This window comes from Bacillus cereus, assembly GCF_015071065.1.
Taxonomy (GTDB): domain Bacteria; phylum Bacillota; class Bacilli; order Bacillales; family Bacillaceae_G; genus Bacillus_A; species Bacillus_A cereus_BA.
Map to the genome: position 1 here is coordinate 95,955 of NZ_VOVA01000013.1, position 21,112 is coordinate 117,066.

The following is a 21,112-nucleotide window of genomic DNA, read 5'->3' on the forward strand; positions in this document are numbered from 1 at the left end:
TTATACAACCCTATCTTTTTCTATTAAATTTTCTTTACTTAAATTCAATAATTGATTTTTATTTTTTTGAAAGAAATCGGTAGCTAAGTCTAACCCTCTTTTTGTCCCAATATCCATCCATACACCTTCATGAATATATGATTTAACTATTTTTTGTGATTTAATTAATTTTTTTAAAAATTCAGGTGCACCTATTTCTTCATCTTTATTTAAATAAAATATTGATTCAGGGTTTAGCATATAAATCCCTGAAGAAATTAGTAGATCGTGAGACGGCTTTTCAAGGTAATCGGTAATCTCACCAATAGAATTTCTTTCTACCACACCAAAATCAACATTTAATGAATGGTTATATAACATGACCGTACCAATTGCATTGGAATCAATATGTTCTTTATAAAATTTTCCAAAGTCCAAATCTGTTAATATATCTGCATTCATTAATAAAAAAGGCTCATTCAAATTTTCTATTAATGTTAGTGGTCCAATTGTTCCCATTTCTTTATCTTCAACTGTATAGTCAATATTTAACCCTAACTCTTTTCCATCTCCAAAATAAGTTTGAATTAAACGAGCCTTATAATTTAAAGTTAGAGTCACATGTGTAAATCCATGGTATTGAAGTTGTCTCAAAATAACTTCTAAGATTGGTATTTCATTCAAAGGAATAAGTGGTTTAGGGATGATTTTAGTATATGGGTGTAATCTAATCCCTTTCCCCCCTGCCATTATTACTGCTCTCATATGTTTCTACCTCCCTTTCAATAATTTTCTCATATAACACTTGAATATTTTCTGCTACCTTTTCCCATGAATATTGATTGATAACCTTCTGATACCCATTTTCCCCATACAACTGAGCGAGATACTTATTTTCTAATAAAAACTGTATATTCGCTGAGATAGATTGTATTTCCGTATTTGTTATCAGCCCATTTTCCCCATGGTTAACGATATTCTTAACACCTGGAAAGTTAGCTGAAACTACTGGCTTCTTACACAGCCATGCTTCTAGGAATGTCAATGGGAATACATCTGCAGTAGAAGGTAAACATAGTAAATTACAAGCTTGTAATGCAGAAAGTTTTTCTCTTTCTGAAACTTGACCTAAATCTAATATTGCTTTATTACCTTTATACCTTTCGAATATCAATTTAGATCCTTTATAATGAGGTCCAATGAAAATAAATTTACTATTAGGATGTTTCTTTATTATGTCACTACTTGCTTTCAATAAAAGATGATAGCCTTTTGATTTTATTTTTCTTCCAAGAAATAAAATTATTTGATCATCCATTGAAATATTATATTTTTCCCGAAAATCAAATATTTCTTCATCACTTATTACAGGAGCCTGGGAAATCCTAACAATATTATTGAGATATTTTGATCCCAATTCTTGTATAAGATTCTTTTCTTCGTACTCTGTTAAAGTAACTATATTTTTTGCAAGTCGACATATATTAAGCCCTTTCCTTCGATTTTCCCATAAGCGAATATCTGTTGCAGGAGTTACTACAACTGGAGCTTTATAACTTAACTTTTGAACAACATCACAAAACTCTTCATCTACTAAATCCACTAAATGTATTAAATCTGGTTCCAGTTTTTCTAAATAATCAATATAATCGTCAAGGGATGATGAACTAGGGATAAAAATCCTTGTTCCTAGTTCATCTCTTATTATTTTATATTTTTTATGCGCATCGCTTTTTTGTACCAGTATTATATCTACCTCATTGTGTTTAGATAAAAATTTGGCAGTATAACTTGCCATGTTATCAGCACCTGATACCATTGGATAACTACTTCTAAACAACATCAATATTTTTTTTATATTCTTGTTTGTACCATTCATAAGTTCGGAACAATCCTTCTTCTAATGAGACTTTAGGCATATAGTTAATTATTCTTTTAAGTTCTTCTGTACTTGGGCATCTTCTCGCAGGTGAACCTGCTGGTGCTGGAAGATTTTCAATTTCCACATCATAATTAGCTATCTTAAATATTTTTTTACATAAATCTTTAATTTCGATTTCTTCTTCTGAGTTACCAACATGAACTATCTGACATTTTTCATCTTCTAGTAAAGCCACCTCATATGTTGCTTCCACTGCATCTGTAATAAAGCAAAACGCTCTTGTTTGTTCAGCACCATATAGTTTAAAAGGGGTTTCTTTACTGAAAATTCTTTCAATTAAAGCTGGAACTACATGGTCTTTTCCCATTCTTGGTCCATAAATATTATGATAGCGAACAATTTTCCCTGCAAAATTATATTTATTTGCGTAATGAATAGTTAATAATTCACCAGTAATCTTCGAACCCGCATAAGAATTTCTTGGTAAAGTTACATCACTAATTGCTACAGGTACGCCCTCGGATGTCGGGATTGGTATATCAAAACATTCTTTTGACCCATTATACGTTTCGCTAGATGAAGAAAAAACAAATGACTTAGGTGGATGCTTTGCACACCAATCTAAAACATTAATCGTGCTCAAAATATTGGTCCTTAATACTTTTTCAGGCATTTCATTCGCATATTTAACACCATTTATAGCAGCTAAATGAAATACATAGTCGAATGACTTATCCATTAGTAGATCATCTAAAGGTTTAGTTAGATCACCTTGTATAAAGTTAAATTTAGATTCATGCTTTCTAAATTCATCATCTTCTTTAATTCTAAAAAAGTTATCAATAACCGTTACATTATGTTCTTGGGATAGTAAATACTTTACTAAATGAAAACCTATAAAACCTGCTCCACCAGTTACCAAAATTTTAGCCATTAAATCCCACTCCTAAGTAATCACATTTTTTATTTGTCACATTTTTGAGAACCTCTTTATAAATACCCCATACATCATAAATAATTTTCTGTTTCTTCTCATGAGTATCAATTATATTATCTGAATATAATTGATACTGAGGGTGATTATTTAAAATAATCACAATATCTGTTTCTTTCATTCCAGCTTCGAATGTAACAGCCTTTAGTCCAAATTCCTCTTCAATTTTTTGAGCATCAATCACAAAATCATGTAACATGATTTCTTTAACTTTCTTTCCTTTTAAAAGGTTAAGGAGCTCCCATATTGCACTTCCTCTTAAATCATCTGTTTCAGGCCGTCCCTTGTATGCCAACCCTGAAACAAAAATTTTAGTGGTATTCCAATCCAACCCTTTACTCTCCAAAATATCATTTATTTGTAACATAATACCTTTAAGCAAATTCTCATTTGTATCTCTTGCTGCTTTTACTAAATGCGGCATATATCCTTTTTGCTTAGCAGAATAAATTAAGTGATAAGGGTCTTTAGTTAAACATGATCCCCCTACATAACCCGGAGTCGCAATATCTGGTCTAGGATAATTATGATTTGCAGCTTCTATCATCTCATGTATATCTATATTAAATTTTGTTGAAATATTGGACATCTCATTCCCAAAGCTATATAAAATATCTGTATGTGCATTGCACATTAACTTCAGCATCTCTGCTGTTTCAAACGATCGTACCCTGACTACTTCTACGCCTAGCTTCTCAAAAAGTCGTTTAGCTTGCTCAAAATGTTCATCATTGGATGTTCCAATAACCTGTGGTAAATTTAATAACTCTTCTAATGCTTTACCTTGAATTGTTCTTTCTGGTGCAAATACAACTTTAGGATTTTTAATTTTATTTTGAAGTATAGGTAAAACAAATTCCCTAGTGACACCAATTGGTAATGTACTTCGAATAACTATTAAAGTATCGGATGTCATTTTATCTTTTACAGCCTCAATAGCTTCCTTGAGATATCTTAAATCTGGCTTATTATCTTTTTGTGAGTACGGAGTACCTACACAAATAATTACACTCTTTAAATTATCCGGAATATATTGTTGAACTGTAAGTCTATTATTAATTTCCTCTTTTAATATACTTTCTATTCCAGGTTCAAATAGATGTATATCCCCTCTACTCAATTGATCCCTAACCTCTTTTTTCACCTCAATACCTACAACATTCTGTTTTTTAGCAAGAAATGCACTAGCTAGTGTAACACCAACATAACCTAATCCGATTATACAAATACTATCGTTTTGTTCTTTCTCTTCTACGTATCTCATTAGTATCTATCCCCTTCTATATATTTTTCCTTCCAACTTTTCGAAATTTCTTGTACAATTTTAATTTGGTGGGGTAACTTATATTCTGCTAATCTTCTTTCTAAAAATTCTTTAACACATTCAATAGTTAGATACTCACTTTGTGCTTGAACATAGGCAACAATTCTCTCTCCATATAATGTATCCACTTCTCCTAAAACTTTACAATCTGTAATATAAGGATGATTTACTAAAGCACGTTCAATTTCGGTTGGATTTATTTTTCTACCTCCAACATTTATAAATGTTTTTGCCCGTCCTTTTAAAAAAACCTCTCCATTTTTAACGTATCCATAGTCTCCTGTTTCGAATGTTCTGTTAATAACAAACGAATGCTCACCGACTTCAGTTAAATATCCATTAAAAACCGTATGACTTTGCACTTTTAAACAACCATTATTACTTGTTTCTACTTTAACGTGAGGTAATATGTAACCCACCGCATTTAAACTTGATTTTCTAACAGGATGTGTCGCTGCTATGGCACCTGTTTCTGTACTTCCATATACTTGTTGAATAGGCAGACCGAACTTTTGGAAAAATTCCCCCTTAACTATCTTATCTAGAGGACCTCCTGATGAAATTATTAATCTTAGCGTTTCTAAATCTATTTTTGTTATTTTTTGGGCTTGAGTAAGTATGTTATAAAATACAGGTACTCCAAATAAAATTGTAGATTTTGATGCATGAACTGCATTAATGACTTTTCTGGGGGTAGGGTTTTTACATAGATACAGAGTAGCTTGACTAAAAATTGAAGTTAAACATGCACCTATTAAACCGTATGAGTGAGTTAATGGAACGGTTGAAATTATAGTATCGGTATTTTTAATATCAAACCAATCTCGATAGCTTTCCGCACCTCTCCATAAACTATGGTAAGGAATCTTGGCAATTTTAGTAATACCACTTGTTCCAGAAGTAAGCATATATAAGGATTTACTTTCTGCTTCATAGTTATTATTTGGTCTTTTCAATTGTTCACTATAAACTTCCGAGTAAGTGTAACAGCTGCTGGTTGATATAGATTCATAGTTATAGGTATCTGGTATAATCCATACACTTGTTTCTGTAATTTTTTTAACTCTTTCTATTTCAGAAACTGTACATTTACTATCCAATGGTAGTAAACTATATTCTTGCTCTATAATTGTTAACAATATCATCAATGATCGTAAAGAATGATCTACTACTAAACCAATTTTTTCTCCCTTTTTGAAATGCTTAAAGTTATTACTAATAACGTTCATTTCCTTTATTACCTTTGTAGGAGAATATATAAATTCTTCATTGATAACTGCTGCTTCTTTTTTTAACGCTATTTGTTTTTTTAACAAAGTTTTAATATAACCCACATTTATCAAACCCTCTTAGTTATACGTAGTTAATGTAGTGGAATACAGAACCAATTCCATGAATTTCTAAAAACCTGCTATTTATACCTGCTTCTTCAATTAATCCATATGCGCCAGTTGTAGGAACTAACTTATCTACAATTTCTTGTTGACTCTCTATAAGAAATATTATTGATCTAACACATTCTTTCATGGTAATTAATTTCTTATCTAATTTCTTTGCTAGTTCTATTAATAATAATTTATTGGTTGTATACTCTGTAAAACTATCTGCTAATGTTTGGCCCACTAATTGATGTTTATGAATAGGTACATCAAAAGCAACGCGTTTTTTCGAGTAGTCAATACAAATTTCTAGTACTTGCTTTAAAGATAATAATTGTAACACTGGTATAAGGAAATAATTTATTCTTTGGTAAAGTATTGATTCATTATCTATTTCTAATTCCTTTAATATTCTCGCATATTTCAGATTGATCTCTATTACCACAATTTGATAATGAGTCAATTCAAGTCGCTGCGTAATGTAACTAGACTCTATTTCATAAATTAAATTCTGGTGTATAAATTTTACACTTTGTTCAAGATTAGCATTCTTTTCTACTATACTTATATACCGATGTCTATTTACACCTGTTGAAAATAAAAAATTAACATTCTCTATTTGAGTTAAATCATACCCAACTTCATGTACCATTTTAATAATCTGCTCAACATCAGTAGTATTTCTATTACAAAAATACTCAATCATTTGAACCATATTAGATTTATTTTTATTCATTATCATTAAACTCACCTCCTTGATTAAAACAGATTATGTTCTTTGAGCCATTCATCATTAAAAATTGTGTCTAAATATTTGGTCCCATTATCAGGACAAACTGCTAAAACTCCACCTGATTCTTTTAATTGATCGGCAATTTTGATAGCAGCATATACTACAGCTCCCGAAGATCCTCCTAATAATAAACCTTCTTTAGTAGCTAAATCCCTTGTTGTTTTAAAGGCATTATAGTCATTAACCTTTTCATGATTATCTACATGTACTGTATTAAATATTTTAGGCTTAAAATAATTTCCAGGACCTTGTTGTAAATATGGGCCTTTTTCCCCACCAAATAAAGTAGATCCAACTGGCTCCACCCCATATATTAGCAAATCTGGCCTTTTATCTTTGATACCTTTAGAGACACCCGTTATTGTTCCACCTGTGCCAACACTAATAACTATCGCTTTAATATCTTGATTAATTTGTTTTAATATTTCTTCTGCAGTATGTATTTCATGAGTATGAGGATTCATCACATTATCATATTGACTCAAATTAATATAATCTTTATTATCTGCAATTAAATTACGAATGTATTTTATACGATATTCTGTTAAATCTGCATTTTTCAAATTTATGGTTCCTTCCACCATCTCTACCTCTGCACCATATGCTTTAAGTAAGTTAAGCTTTTCTCTCGGGATATTTTCATCTGCTACACATATAACTCTGTAACCTTTTTTCTTCCCATATAAAGCTAACGCTATGCCAGTATTACCCGAAGTGGATTCGACAATAGTCATCCCTGCCCTCAATCTGCCCGAATCCTCCGCATCTTTCAGCATTTCTATAACAGGTCGATCCTTGACACTCTTACCAGGGTTAAAGCTTTCAAGCTTTAAAAATACATTCTGATATTTAGCCATTCTATTTAGTTGTACAATTGGGGTATCGCCACATAAATCAAATACAGATCTTACATAATCCATTGTTAGCTTCCTTTCATTGCTAATAAGCTAGATTTTCAATATTTACTTTCCGATTACTTTTTGAACAAAATACATCCAATAAACCATCCAAATATCTATCGCCATTATCAGGAAATATTACTACTATATTTTTTTTACCTTTTATATTTCCCTTTAACTTAAGTGCTGTAAAAAGTGCCGCTCCTGAAGATGGACCAACAAGAAGACTTTCATTTTTAATAATTTGCTCACACATTTGAACACTCTCATCGTCATTCACATGAAATACTTCATCTATAAGTTCTCTTTTTAAATTAGGAGGTGTTACATTCCCACCAATTCCCGTCATCCTACGAGCAGAAGGACAGCCACCAAAAATAGTTGATCCTTTTGCATCAACCGCTATAATTTTTGTTTTTTTCATATGCTTTTTAACAAATAAACCACAACCTGTTACTAATCCTGCGGAGCTAACAGGTATTACTAAGTAATCAATATCTTCTCCTAACGCATTATAGATTTCAAAAGCTGTTCCTTTATAATGTGCCTCTGGATTCCCCTTATTGTCATATTGATTCGGCCAGTAAGCATCTTCATATACTTCTAATAATTCCTTTACCCTATCAATCCTTGCTTGTTGATAGCCACCATAGTTATCTGGTCGAGAGACCATATCTATTGTTGCTCCATACGCTCGCATAATCTTTAAGTTAGTCGTACTAATTCTAGGATCGACTACACAATGTACCTGATATCCCTTAACTGCACCAATCATAGCTAGAGCAATTCCTAAGTTCCCTGAGCTTGACTCAATAATTCTTCCACCCGGCTTTAATATACCTTTTTTTTCAGCAATATTAATCATATTTAATCCTGGACGATCTTTCATACTTCCCCCAGGGTTAAACCCTTCTATCTTCGCAAAAATTCTCACATCATTATCAGAAAATGCTTCTAATAACATTAATGGTGTACTACCTACCAAGTCTAGTATTGAATTGTTAACTTTATAATTTTTCATCTTTTTCTTCTCCATATTTTTTATTCCTTAAATAAAAGAATACAAATTGATTAAAAGTAATGACATAAATACACAGTTAATTTTGCGTTATTTACAGAAAAAACATTAAAGTATGAATTTTTTATTAAATAAAAAATCCTTAGTAGTAGGCCTAAGGATTTTTCGGAGAAATTAAAGTGTTTAACATAATCAATGTAAAAATTTATAGTAAGAGCTTAGTGGGGAAAAGTAGGCACTATACATGGAAATAATTTAACCTTTTCATAATGCATATTAATAAAATAAATTAAGTATGGTTCACATAGCTTTAACTACTAAAGTAAAAAAGAAGGCATTTTAAACATTTCTATATGTCTGTTATTACTGAAACAATTAAATAACTTTAATCACCAGAACTTTTGATATTCCATCTCGCATATTTATCACCTCCTTTATACAGTTATAATCATATATATACTTGTACTGTCCCATCAATTTAGAGTTCTTAACATGTTAATACCATGTTAAGAACTACTAACATATTCCTTTTAAAGTTTTTTCATAAACCATATCCAAATAACATTTAAGTATTAATACATAGTTATACTAGGTTGAATTAACATATAAAATAAAACCACTCAGAAATACTAGTAAAGTAAGTCTAAATGGCTCTACCTAAAAAATTAGAACAATATTACGCGTTTACGCCTCCAACAAGAACTTTTGGGTTTGTCATATTAACCACCTCCTTTATATACTTATTTTCTTATTTCATAGTTATCATCTCATATACACTTGTACTGTCCCATTACTTTAAAATCATTAACATGTTAACGTCATGTTAATGACTTCCTGTACCTTCCTTCTGATCTTCTTCAGAAGATACATCTAAAAAACATTAGTAAATTAATATAAAATAATGATTTCTTATATAAAAAAATAGAACCACCCAGAAGTACTAAAAAAGTACATCTGAATAGTTCTACCCAAAAAATTAGAACAATATTACGCGTTTACGCCTCCAACAAGAACTTTTGGGTTTGTCATATTAATCACCTCCTTTATATACTTATTTTCTTATTTCATAGTTATCATCTCATATACACTTGTACTGTTCCATTACTTTAAAATCATTAACATGTTAACGTCATGTTAATGACTTCTAGTGCCTTCCTTATGACTTTTTTATACAATACGTCTAAAAAATATTTGTACATTAATATAAAATAATGATTTCTTATATAAAAAAATAGAACCATCCAGAAGTACTAAAAAAGTACATCTGAATAGTTCTACCTGAAAAATTAGAACAATATTAAATCTTTACGCCACCAACAAACATTTTTGTATTTGAATCTGTCATGTCTTTCCCTCCTCTCATAATATATTGCCGCTTGGCATATTTATAATATAATAATCTACTCTTATCATTCCATTATTTAATAGTAATTTTGTTGTTAACAGTACGTTAAAGAACCATCCCATATTGTTTATTTTCATATAATTCCCTTAATACTTGCTCTATTTCAGGTGTTTCAATTTCTATTTTAATTAACCTGAATTGTTTAGATAATTCATTAATAATCTTTGGTACTTCTTCATGATCACTAAATTCAAAGTACATTTTATTATCTTCTTTTTTTAGAGGAATCAAAGATGGTATCTTATTCATGTCTTCTAGCGCAATTTCCACGATTAACGTATCTTTTTTTGTGGTCATTTTCTTTAAATTATTTTTTGCACCATCAAACATAATCTTTCCTTGATCAATAAGAACAATTCTATCACATAATTTTTCAATATCGTCCATGTTATGAGATGTTATTAATACCGTTGTTTTTTCTTCTTTATTTAAAAATTTAAGAAACTCCTGTATCTTATTTTTAGCCAAAACATCTAAGCCAATAGTTGGTTCATCTAAAAATAAAATTGGTGGTGAATGCAGTAGTGTAGCAACCATTTCTCCTCTCATTCTCTGCCCTAAAGATAATTGTCGGACTGGTCGATTTATAAATTCCTCCATATCTAATATTTCAATAAAGTTATCTAATCTTTTTTTATATACCTTAGAATCAACTTTATATATCGCTTTTAATAGTTCAAAGGAATCTTTTAATTTTAGATCCCACCATAACTGTGTTCTCTGTCCATATAGAACGCCAATATCTTTAGCATTTTCTTTACGATACTTCCCTGGTTCCCTACCCAGAACTTTTAACTCTCCTGAAGTAGGTGTTAAAACTCCTGAAAGCATTTTTATTGTTGTAGATTTCCCTGCCCCATTGGGTCCTAAATACCCTACCATTTCACCTTCAGCAATGTCCATATTTATATTATCTACAACCTTTTTCTTAGTTCCTTTCCTTCCTAAAATTTGATTCAACATAAAGAAAGAACCATTTTCTTTAGAATATACTGTAAATTCTCTCGATAAATTTTTTGCTTCAATAATCAATACAGACACCCCCGAAATTTTTTAAAAATTAAGAACCGGCTCCCGAATAAAACTTAATAGACACGTGCCAAATAATATAACTTAAAATAGATAAAATAAGTGAGACTGCCAAACAGATCAAAATAAGATTTTCATTTAATAAATAAGAACCTTTTCCTAATAAACCGGCACTTGGATAGAAGCCTATAAACCCAATAGGAAGTATAAAAGTTAAGAAAAATTGTACCCATTTCGGAAAAATTGTGACTGGATAGTTATCAACATTCGTATAGATATTGTCTAACATTTGAAACAATCCTCCACTTTGTAAAGTAATAAAGGCTGTTGATCCTATTATTAAATGGATAGATATAGAAACTATAGTTCCACAAATAATTAGTAACACGGTATATAAAATTGATACAGCACTCCATCCACTAATATGGACACCTGCGTAAATTAACGCACTTACTGCATAAATTACTGTTCCTAAACTGTTAATATTAATTTGCTTACTTGCAAACTGTAAAAGTGCGTTCATTGGTCGGACAAGGATTCTATCAAACTCCGCATTTCTTACATAATGATCAATGTCCATAATGTGTATAAATAATAGTAAGCCCAACGAATAGGAAAGCATGTTAAAAGACGAAATGAATAAAATTTCGTAAAAATTCCATCCGGCTATACTTGGAAAGTTTCTTGTTAGTACCCATATAAATAGGGTAGAAAATATTCCGAAACATGTAACACAAATAATGCCTAAGAAAAAATTAAATGGATATGCCATTCTAGAACGAATATTAGCTTTCTGCATTTTTAAATAAAGTCTTAAGTATTCCATATACTTCTCTCCTTTCTTAACCACCAGCAACTACAAGCACTCTTTGAAAATATCTAACAACTAAACGGATGATTATTATTAAGCCAACAGCCCACATTATTTGAAAAGCCAATAAACCTAAAACATTCTGAAAATTAACTTGCCCTGTTATAATAGATAATGGAATATCGTACATTCCTCTAAAAGGTAGAAATTGAGCGATTTTTTGCAAAAACTCTGGGAAAAACCACAGTGGTATTAATTGTCCGGATAAAAACGAAGTAGCTAATCCTATAACAATCTCAAATCCCCAAACTTCTACAAAAACAAATGCAAGAAGAGAAATAAAAAACTGAACACAAAAATTTATTATAATACCAGCAAAAATACTAAATAAAAAAGCACACCACATTATCCATGAGCTACTAATACTAATTGGGAAAATAAACACGGTAATAACTCCAATAGGAATAACAACCGTCATAACATTCGCAAGAATCAGTCCGAACGAACGCGAAAGCATTGCAAACTCAAAATTCCATGGACGTTGAAATTCTTGTGCTATTTGTCCATTTTGAATTTTTTGACTTACTTCCCATACAATTGTAGGAGTATATAGAGATTGTAGTACAATTGAGATTGTCATATATGTTAACATTACGTCTAAAGTAACATTAACCCCATTCGCTGGGGGATTCTCATATAAGACGGTCCAAACCTGCCTTACAGCAAACACGGCTATAAGCGTTGCTATAATCTTTGTTAATACATTAAACTTGTATACTGTTGCACTCTTAAAGGTAGTTCGCATCAATTTACTGTACATATATTCGCCTCCATTCCTTATTTGAACAACTTAATCGTAACATTTAATAGTGACAATTTTTGTCATGTATAAAAGAAAAATTTTTAAAAAGGATGAAAACTGATGAGCAAGATAAATAGACTTTTTAATATATTGCTGCAAATCAACACAAAAAATAAATTTACTGTGCAAGAGCTTGCAGATGAATTTAATGTATCTAAACGTACGATTCTACGGGATTTAGAAGAATTATCTACCCTTGGAATTCCACTTTATTCTGAACGAGGTCCTCATGGGGGGTATCGTTTAATAAATAAAAATGGCTTATTACCCCCCATTACATTCTCTGAAAATGAAGCAATCTCCTTGTTTTTCGCTTGTCAATCTTTACAATATTATGATTCCATACCATTTGAACATGAATCTAAATCCGCTCTAAATAAATTTTATAATTATCTTCCACAAGAACTAAAAAAGAAAATTGATTCAATGAGTGAAAGGGTGCTCTTTATCACTCCAACAAGACAGGAAAAGACCCCTCTTTTAAAAAATATAATGGATGCTGCTATTGATCAAGAAGTGATACAAATTGAGTATGAATCAAAAAGAGGCTTCTCAAAACGAATTATACAGCCCATAGGTATTTATTCGTCTAATGGGTATTGGTATATGCCCGCATATTGCTTTAATAGGCAACAAAATAGATTGTTTCGAATAGATAGAATAAGGATGCTAGAAGTTAAAAATAACTTCCCGCAAAAGAAAGATTTTTCTAATTTAACTTTAAATACATGGTTTGAAAAAACAGAAGAAAAACCCAAAGAACTTATAAAATTATATGTAATTTTAACAAGAGAAGGTATTCTTAAATGTGATTTTAACATCTGGTTACGTGAAAAAATTAAAATACTTGATGATGGAACAGGTCTAATTGATACATACCTAAATAAAAATGAAATTGGATATATGAGTGAGTTTTTTTTAGGTTTGGGAGATGACGTTGAAGTTAAACATCCTATTGAAATAGTTACACTAATCAAAGAAAAGGCTTCAGCTATATTAAATAAATATGCGTAAAGTATATACAAGGATATTCTAACATTCCATCAGTTTTGTTAGTCATAAATTTTAATATATATTCCAATTCAATTAGAATTAAGATACTTTTATAAAGACATAATTTTCAAAAAAACATAGAGACAAACCTTAAACAAGCCTCTAAAAAACTTTTGCTTAAAGGGATTTCATTTACACTGTTTCACTTAATCGGTATAATGAACAATTGAAATTTTTCATTATACCGATTAAAAACTTTATCAATTCGTGAGTGGGATTACCCTACTTGTGGCGCACATCACGATAGAGATTGAAATGCAGCGCTCAATCTTAGAAACCAAGCAATTCGTCTCTTAACCGTAGGAACTACGGGATCGCCTAATGAATTAGAAACCGTTAGGTTTCCGTACTTAGGAATCTCCCACTTCAAACAGTCCGTGAGGATGTTAAGTGGTGAGTAGTTCAATAAAATAGATATTCTTTCTTTACATTTTTTCAATAATAATTTGTCTATTGTACCAGTGACTTAATTTGTCTCTAGCATTTTCAGAAAGACGCTTTGTTTTTCGATTATAGAATCTGGAAAGAGTAGGTTGCGAAATATCTATTTCTTCCGAAAGTTCTCTCATTTTTATGTTCTTTTTAGTATGAAAAAAAACTAGTTTCTCTCGAATCAATTTTTCATTCTCATCTGTATTCAAAGGTTTACTATTTATTTTTACAATTTGATTTTCCCCTTGTATTACATCTATATTTTTTCTTGTTTTCATTTTCCCCACAGAATTAATTAATTCTTCTGGTGGTAAAATCACTATTCCTAACTGTGAATAATAATTTTCAAACCAATACTTCTTTGTAAACTGTGTCTCATCTAAATCTTTAGTGTACGCCCAATGTGAAATAACTTTTTCTTTTTCTAAATCTATTAACACATTTTCTAATTGCTCACGAATACGGTGTGGACGCCCCTTAGCTATATTAATCCCTATAACAGATAATAGTCCTTTTTCTCCACCAATCGAATATGGTCTTTTTAAATTACTGTACTGTTGTCGAATTCTCCACTGCCAAGATAAGTAGCGAATGAGTCGCTTATGGAATTTGTGGCGATAACTATTATACTCCAATGCTTTTTTAGATAATAACGCTGTTGTGCTACTAGATTCGTATAAATACATCGATAAAAAGCTACCTGGCTTTATTCTACAAGATTCAATACCTACGTAATCATTGGTATTTTTATCTCTCCAAAGAACTACAGAATCTAAAACGAAAAGTCTTTTAATTATTTCACGTTTCATTTCAAATTGCTTACCAGTTTCTGCACGATCATTTAAAACCACGACCTCATTATCATCATTTAAATAAATAAAGATACTCGCCAAGGCAGCTATCCGTTGTGCAATTTTAATTTTATCTTCTGCACGATAATACTCTATACCGTTTGCTGTTGCTTTTGGCATATTACACATATCTAGTACATTTTCATAGCTGAAATCAATAAAATCGTCTGGAGATTTTGCTTGATTCAACCACTGTATTGTAATTGTATCTAAACAGTCTGCGGTAAGATCGTCCATATTACTCATTACACCATCAATTAATGTATTCCATCGAGCTGCTTCTTCAATGTTCGCTAACCTTAAATCTTCATCTTTGTGAGAAGAGAGTTTTGCTACTCCATTACTATCTTTCGTTTCAATTAGACACGACTGTAATTTTGTATTTTCATCTTCTTCAAATTGATTCTTTGCTATTCCATCCCTTAACTTATAATAAACTGCAGAGTTATTCACTTCAAGGTAGTTTTCAAGCACGTTTTTGTGAGTAGATTCAAATAAAATTTTAGGTATTATATTATTAACTTTGTTGTCTTTCGGAAATTCTTGTTCAACAAATCTACCAATAGTTTCGTTGATTTCAATTTTATATTTCTCTATACTTGTGAATATTTGCAAAGAAGAGAGGCCACTTCCTTGCTTTTGTTCAAGCCACTTCACAAGCATTGAAAATGAAGGAGAATAATAAAACGAGGTTACAATCTTACTATTATTTTCTTTAACTTCTTCATAATAAGAATTCCATTTTTGCCACAACTCCGCATTATTTTTATAGAGCGGCTCTGATATCAATATTGCATCTCGAAATAATTGTAGAACATTCTCCATGTATACCCTCCTTCATTGTAAATTTTAGTCGAGGATTAATAAAAGTGAAATTTTAATTGCTACATGAACTCCCCTCCTAACAAAATTTGAGGATTTATTAGATGATTTTTAAATTATAGATTTATAATCTTGGAAAATCACCTTTTTTTATCATAGATGTTTACATATATTGATAGCGATCTCTGACATTGATTATATAAAACCAAATTAATTTTTAACATAAAATTAGCGTTAAATAAACATACTGTCGTAATATCAAATGATTTTCAACATATTTAAAGTAAAAGCCCACTGCTTTTGAAGTGAACCCCGAAAGCGGGACACATATCAAAACACCTAAACCATCTGTTCCCTAAATTTTTTAGGGGATAGGTGGTTTAATTTTTCTTGAATTCGTACACAATTGTAGTAATGAATGTATTCTAGCACAATCTTTCGCACAGTTGTGTTGGATACTTTTGTTATCTTTTTTGAGTAGAAAGCTTCACTTTTTAAATGACCAAAGAAGCTTTCCATGACGGCATTATCATGGAAATTTCCTCTCCGGGACATGCTGGTGATAATGCCGTTTTCTTTGGAACATGCTTGAAATTCCTTCGCTGTATAAATACTCCCTTGATCCGAGTGAAGGATGACATCTTTTACTTTTCGTCCTCTCATTGCTTGTTTTAATGTCTTCATGACTAATGTCAGTGTTTGTGACTCACTGACGACATAACTAATAATTTCACGATTAAAGGCATCCATAATCGTTGATAAATACAAGGTACGCTCCCAAAATAATGAGTAAGTCACATCTGTAAACCACTTTTCATTTGGGGCTGATGCTTCAAATTGACGTTCCAATCGATGAGGAGCTACCACTGGTTCCGCACCATTCATATATTTCTTTTTCTTTCGACGCACCTTTGAGAGTATATGATATTGTCTCATAATCCGTAATACTTTTTTATGATTCACACACAGTCCCATTTTTCGAAGAGTGGCGGTCACTCTTCGATATCCATACCGTAATTTATGCCTAAGACAGACGGCCTTTATCTTCTCTTCTATATCATCTTTAAGACGTTCCGTTCGTTGTAACCAGCGATAAAATGTGGAACGGGGTAATTCTAATACGCTACATAATTCTCTTACAGTTATTTTTGTTTTTACATCTCTCCATAAAGTAACTACAGTTTCTGGTTTCAACTCCTTTCGATTTCCAGATACTTTCCCCATACAAGTAATTTTGTTTTTAAATGTTTATTTTCTAAACGTAGTTGTTCTAATTCACTTAGCTCTTTTGGCCCTTTTCCATAAGAATATTGTTTTCCTACAGGTTGTTGAAAACGATACGTTTGATCTGTACGATACTATTTCATCCATGTCTTAATTTGGGAAACATTTTTAATACCGAGCTTCTCCATAATGGTGTGATTTGAATAACCATCCTTTTTCATTTCAATCACTTTCCACTTTATTTCTTCTGGGTAATGAACTCTTGTCTTCAAACGAAAAACACCTCCATTGAATTTGCATACTTAGTATGCGAATTCAATGGAGGTGTTTTTTTCATGTACCACTATTCGGGTTCACTTCATTTTCAAGAAAAATTTGGGGCTTTTTTTGTTTTGGTGGCGTTTATTCTTCTTAAGTTGATGGATGTGTGGTGCTACCCCATCTCCATCAACTTAAGAAACTTTAATACCCCCAAGTACAAAAAAACGTTATTCTTTCTAAACAAGCTAGATTAGAAAGAATAACGTTTTCTTATTAATCTCTCGATTCAAAATGAACTACAACCATTTGCGAAAGAATTAAAACGATATGTGACACTTGTATTTTTAGAAGAACTTGCAAGATTCAAAGAATGAAAGAAATAGTAAAAGAAAATGGTTTTCTTGATGTATTAAAAGTGGGAACATCTAATATTTATATTATAAATCCTAATTTAATATGGACAGATTATAATTCTAAAAAGAAATCCATTAAATTTCATGAGAGTTTCTCCTTTAATTACTTTATATTTGCACCAAAACCAAAATTCCCAAGAATCTTTGCTTCGAACAAAGGGTTCTTGGGAATTTTATAGTTTAATTTTCTAGTTTTTTCTTAAAGAGATTTATCTTGTGTTTTTGTTTCATATTTTTCATATGACATTGTTTGTTTTGGTTTATCTTGATCGAATGGAATAAATTCCGCTTGTGCCGCTGTACTATAACCCATTTCTCCTGTATAGTCAAAAGTTACGTTTTTCACTAAGACTTTTTTACCATTGTCATCAAAACTTAAATATTCTGGTAATGGTATATATGGGACATTTTTGAAAATAGTATATATGTCTTGTGAAGTTAGAGTAACTTCTTCAGTATGAACTACAGTTTGGTTACTATTATTTTTAACTATAGGCAGTTTCAATTTTAGTTCAGCTAAAGCCGCGTCAGTTTGGAATGACCCCGAAAATTTCGCTTTTCCAACCCTCGTAAAATAATTCGTTGTTCCACCTGGGGCAGCAAGTACTTCTTGTGCCTTAAATGTAACAGTCTCCTCATTAGTAACGGTATTTGTATCTGTATGTGAAAAATTAAATTCAGCACTAGCTTTAAATGATTGTGTAGCTGAAGCTACAAGAGCATCAACTTTAAATTCAGTGTTAGACTCAAATCCTAATTTAAACCCATATTGGTTTGTCGCAGTAACAGTATCTACACGTTTCATTTGTTTTTCTGTTGTAAACTGTTTTTGTGTGAGAGGTGTGTCATTCCTATAACTTAATAGCTCAATTTTACCCGCTTCTACTTCAGTAACTGTAGTTGGATTAACCGTAATATTTGTTCCAGTACTTGCAACAGTCACTTTACTCAATTGATCTCTTAAACCATAATCAGTGGCAGGATATTTTGTAGTATTACCGTTAGGGTCAGTAAAGGACGAACCACCTTGTTCGACTTGTATCCTTTCATCATCTGCTAATTTAAATTTCTGACGTAATTCAGGTGAAGCCTCTATACCGTCGCGCAACCTATTCTTTAAGACCTGTGTTATGTTTTCTGTAGAGTAAGTATTACCCTCACGATATACATCATTAAATACTGATGCTACTGGTGCTGCATCTGCATGAGATGCAGTTGGGAAAGTAACAACTCCTGTTCCTAGCATACATGCAAGTGGAGCAACCATTAACAATTTTTTGTATTTTTTCATTTTTATTTCTCCTATTCTATTGAAATTTTTGAGCCTGCTTGTAAATTATTATAAAAACTAGAATACTAATTTTTATGATTGTGATACTCTTGAGAGTTTAGAACACTTTAATACAAGAACATTATGAATTTTCAGATTCAAAACATTTTAAACCTATAAGGAGATCAAACTTCACAAGTGGTATCTGCTATATTTTTAATGGTCATACCATTTGTGGTTTTATTAAAACACGAATTTTTCGACGCGTAAATAGTAGAATTTTGTCGATTGTATTTATTAATTTAAATAAAATGTATTAATGTAAGTTAAAATATTATACTAATAAAATTACTATTTAACTTTAACTTAGTAATTATAATAGTTACAACTTGATATATCCGATAAAAAAATAACCATTTCATTTTATCGAAATAATTAAATATAGTTTAATAAACTATTAATATAACTTAATCATACTCTGCATATAGTTTCCCTTTATTTGGATATGTAAAATTGCATCAGAATATAAATTTAAATAAGATGCGCTCTTATAAATAACTAGCTATAAGGGATCACTATATATGCCCATCAACTTAAGAGGTTTTAATATCTTCAAATACCAAAAAACGTTATCCTTTTTAAACAAGTTAAATTAGAAAGGATGACGTTTTCTTATGAATCTCTCGATTCAAGATGAACTACAACCATTTGCGGAAGAATTACAACGATATGTGACACCTGTATTTTTAGAAAAACTTGCAAGAGAACTTGGGTTTGTAAAGCGAAAACGTAAGTTTTCTGGCTCAGACTTAGCCACCATTTGTATCTGGGTTAGTCAACGAGTCGCAAGTGATCCCTTAGTCCGATTATGTAGTAGGCTTCATGCTGCAACAGGCACTTTACTTAGCCCTGAGGGCTTAAATAAACGTTTAAATACAAAGGCAGTTTTATTTTTACAACATATTTTTTCTTTACTGTTACAACAAAAAGTCTGTGAACAAACAAAAATTTCTAATCATCTTTTCTCTTATTTTCAACGAATTCGTATACTAGATGCCACTGTATTTCAAGTACCAAATGTTTTAGAGAATGTATATCCAGGCTCTGGAGGCTGCGCCCAAACAGCTGGAATCAAAATTCAATTAGAATATGATTTACATAGTGGGCAATTTCTTAATTTCCAAGTGGGACCCGGAAAAAATAATGATAAAACATTTGGTACGGAGTGTTTAGATACCTTACGACCTGGAGATTTATGTATTCGTGATTTGGGTTATTTTTCATTGGAGGACTTAGATCAAATGGATCAACGAGGTACATACTATATTTCTCGTTTAAAACTAAATACGAATGTATATGTGAAAAATCCAAACCCCGAATACTTTAAAAACGGTGCAATAAAGAAACAATCGGAATACATACAAATCGATGTGAAACAGATTTTGAAACAACTACAGCCTGGAGAAACATTTGAATTAAAACAGGCGTATATTGGCGATAAACAACAACTGTTTGCACGCGTTATTTTTAATCGATTAACAGATAAGCAACTTCAAAAACGACGAGCGAAGATCGCGGAAAAAGAAAAATCTAAAAATAGAACGTACTCAGAGAAAAGTAAAATGATAGCGGGATTAAACGTGTACGTGACGAATATACCTTGGGAATGGGTTCCGATGGAACAGGTACATGAGTTATATACTTTACGTTGGCAAATAGAGATTGTCTTTAAAACATGGAAATCACTCTTCAAAATAGACCATTATCGTAATGTAAAACAGGAGCGATTAGAGTGCCAACTATATGGAAAGCTAATCGCTATTTTCCTATGTTCCTCTACAATGTTTAAAATGCGTCAACTTCTTTTACAGAAGAAGAAAAAAGAGTTAAGTGAATATAAAGCGATTGGTATGATTCAGGATCATCTATCTCTTTTGTATCAAGCCATACAGAGAAACACCCACGAAATAACAAAGGTCCTAATCCACCTGTTCCACCTCCTACAGAAGAATGGGCGCAAATCTCACAGGTATGAGAAGAAGACTGTCTTTGATATCATGGGTGTTGTCTATGAGTATAATGGATTGAAAAAACAAAAGAAAGTTGCATAATTTAAAAAATGAAACCCGTTAGGGTTTATTTGGGATGCGTATTTTTAAGAGTATGCTTTTATTTTAGGAATGTTTTGATCCGATGAGCCGAAAGCTCAGGTTGTTCTCACTCTTAAGTTGATGGGCATGTGGTGCTACCCCACATCCATCAACTTAACGTATATTTTTATACAAAATGCGGTCTTTCCACGTAGTTTTTTATTATCTTTTATAAATGTTATAAAAGTAGGCACATCAAATAAACCCTGACGAGTTTCAAATTTTTCGCTATGCTACCTGATGGGCAGAAGTGGTATACTC

16 protein-coding genes and 2 pseudogenes are annotated in these 21,112 nt (G+C 31.4%); 4 read left to right on the forward strand and 14 right to left on the reverse strand.

Features of this window, described 5'->3' with window-relative positions:
- The 11 genes from FT637_RS22760 to FT637_RS22810 form a co-directional block, all read right to left on the reverse strand.
- On the reverse strand, window positions 1-744 hold the full coding sequence (locus FT637_RS22760; protein ID WP_088031216.1) for a sugar phosphate nucleotidyltransferase: 744 nt from the start codon (window positions 742-744) through the stop codon (window positions 1-3).
- Window positions 707-1,858 carry a glycosyltransferase family 4 protein gene (locus FT637_RS22765; protein WP_227493920.1) on the reverse strand — a complete coding sequence of 384 codons (1,152 nt, stop codon included), beginning with the start codon at window positions 1,856-1,858 and terminating at the stop codon, window positions 707-709. Before FT637_RS22765 ends, FT637_RS22760 begins: the two co-directional genes overlap by 38 nt.
- A complete protein-coding gene (locus tag FT637_RS22770) occupies window positions 1,812-2,795 on the reverse strand; it encodes an NAD-dependent epimerase/dehydratase family protein (RefSeq protein WP_149191284.1) in 984 nt (327 codons plus the stop codon). Before FT637_RS22770 ends, FT637_RS22765 begins: the two co-directional genes overlap by 47 nt.
- Window positions 2,788-4,119, reverse strand: coding sequence for a nucleotide sugar dehydrogenase (locus FT637_RS22775; protein ID WP_193648222.1), 1,332 nt, complete (start codon window positions 4,117-4,119; stop codon window positions 2,788-2,790). Before FT637_RS22775 ends, FT637_RS22770 begins: the two co-directional genes overlap by 8 nt.
- The gene (locus FT637_RS22780) at window positions 4,119-5,513 is read right to left on the reverse strand and encodes a class I adenylate-forming enzyme family protein (protein ID WP_193648223.1); all 1,395 of its coding nucleotides are present in this window, start codon (window positions 5,511-5,513) and stop codon (window positions 4,119-4,121) included. Before FT637_RS22780 ends, FT637_RS22775 begins: the two co-directional genes overlap by 1 nt.
- 19 nt (window positions 5,514-5,532) lie before the next feature.
- Entirely contained in the window at window positions 5,533-6,300 is a 768-nt protein-coding gene (locus FT637_RS22785; protein WP_149191287.1) for an acyl-CoA dehydrogenase family protein, read from the reverse strand.
- 17 nt (window positions 6,301-6,317) lie between these two features.
- Window positions 6,318-7,271 carry a PLP-dependent cysteine synthase family protein gene (locus tag FT637_RS22790; RefSeq protein WP_193648224.1) on the reverse strand — a complete coding sequence of 318 codons (954 nt, stop codon included), beginning with the start codon at window positions 7,269-7,271 and terminating at the stop codon, window positions 6,318-6,320.
- 19 nt (window positions 7,272-7,290) lie between these two features.
- On the reverse strand, window positions 7,291-8,271 hold the full coding sequence (gene sbnA, locus FT637_RS22795; protein ID WP_193648225.1) for a 2,3-diaminopropionate biosynthesis protein SbnA: 981 nt from the start codon (window positions 8,269-8,271) through the stop codon (window positions 7,291-7,293).
- A 1,447-nt stretch (window positions 8,272-9,718) separates the two neighbouring features.
- Window positions 9,719-10,705 (reverse strand): ATP-binding cassette domain-containing protein, encoded by a 987-nt coding sequence (locus FT637_RS22800; protein WP_088031224.1) that lies wholly within the window; start codon window positions 10,703-10,705, stop codon window positions 9,719-9,721.
- A 28-nt stretch (window positions 10,706-10,733) separates the two neighbouring features.
- The gene (locus FT637_RS22805) at window positions 10,734-11,528 is read right to left on the reverse strand and encodes an ABC transporter permease (protein ID WP_193648226.1); all 795 of its coding nucleotides are present in this window, start codon (window positions 11,526-11,528) and stop codon (window positions 10,734-10,736) included.
- A 16-nt stretch (window positions 11,529-11,544) separates the two neighbouring features.
- Window positions 11,545-12,333, reverse strand: a complete 789-nt coding sequence (locus FT637_RS22810; protein ID WP_193648227.1) for an ABC transporter permease — start codon at window positions 12,331-12,333, stop codon at window positions 11,545-11,547.
- A gap of 102 nt (window positions 12,334-12,435) precedes the next feature.
- Here FT637_RS22810 and FT637_RS22815 point away from each other — a divergent pair, with 102 nt between their 5' ends.
- Both FT637_RS22815 and FT637_RS30045 read left to right on the forward strand, forming a co-directional pair.
- The gene (locus tag FT637_RS22815) at window positions 12,436-13,389 is read left to right on the forward strand and encodes a helix-turn-helix transcriptional regulator (RefSeq protein WP_193648228.1); all 954 of its coding nucleotides are present in this window, start codon (window positions 12,436-12,438) and stop codon (window positions 13,387-13,389) included.
- Window positions 13,390-13,616: 227 nt separating this feature from the next.
- Window positions 13,617-13,742: pseudogene (locus FT637_RS30045) on the forward strand (zinc ribbon domain-containing protein); the annotation flags it as partial.
- A 111-nt stretch (window positions 13,743-13,853) separates the two neighbouring features.
- Here FT637_RS30045 and FT637_RS22825 read toward each other — a convergent pair.
- Both FT637_RS22825 and FT637_RS22830 read right to left on the reverse strand, forming a co-directional pair.
- Window positions 13,854-15,536 carry a helix-turn-helix domain-containing protein gene (locus FT637_RS22825; RefSeq protein WP_193648229.1) on the reverse strand — a complete coding sequence of 561 codons (1,683 nt, stop codon included), beginning with the start codon at window positions 15,534-15,536 and terminating at the stop codon, window positions 13,854-13,856.
- Between the two features lie 336 nt (window positions 15,537-15,872).
- A pseudogene (locus tag FT637_RS22830) lies at window positions 15,873-17,029 on the reverse strand (IS3 family transposase).
- Window positions 17,030-17,388: 359 nt separating this feature from the next.
- On the opposite strand from FT637_RS22830, the gene FT637_RS22835 reads away from it, so the two are divergent.
- Entirely contained in the window at window positions 17,389-17,610 is a 222-nt protein-coding gene (locus FT637_RS22835; RefSeq protein WP_193648230.1) for a hypothetical protein, read from the forward strand.
- Window positions 17,611-17,630: 20 nt separating this feature from the next.
- Here the strand turns inward: FT637_RS22835 and FT637_RS22840 are convergent, their stop codons facing one another.
- Entirely contained in the window at window positions 17,631-18,722 is a 1,092-nt protein-coding gene (locus FT637_RS22840; RefSeq protein ID WP_193648231.1) for an ETX/MTX2 family pore-forming toxin, read from the reverse strand.
- A gap of 653 nt (window positions 18,723-19,375) precedes the next feature.
- On the opposite strand from FT637_RS22840, the gene FT637_RS22845 reads away from it, so the two are divergent.
- Window positions 19,376-20,812 (forward strand): IS4 family transposase, encoded by a 1,437-nt coding sequence (locus FT637_RS22845; protein WP_193648232.1) that lies wholly within the window; start codon window positions 19,376-19,378, stop codon window positions 20,810-20,812.
- Window positions 20,813-21,112: the final 300 nt, after the last annotated feature.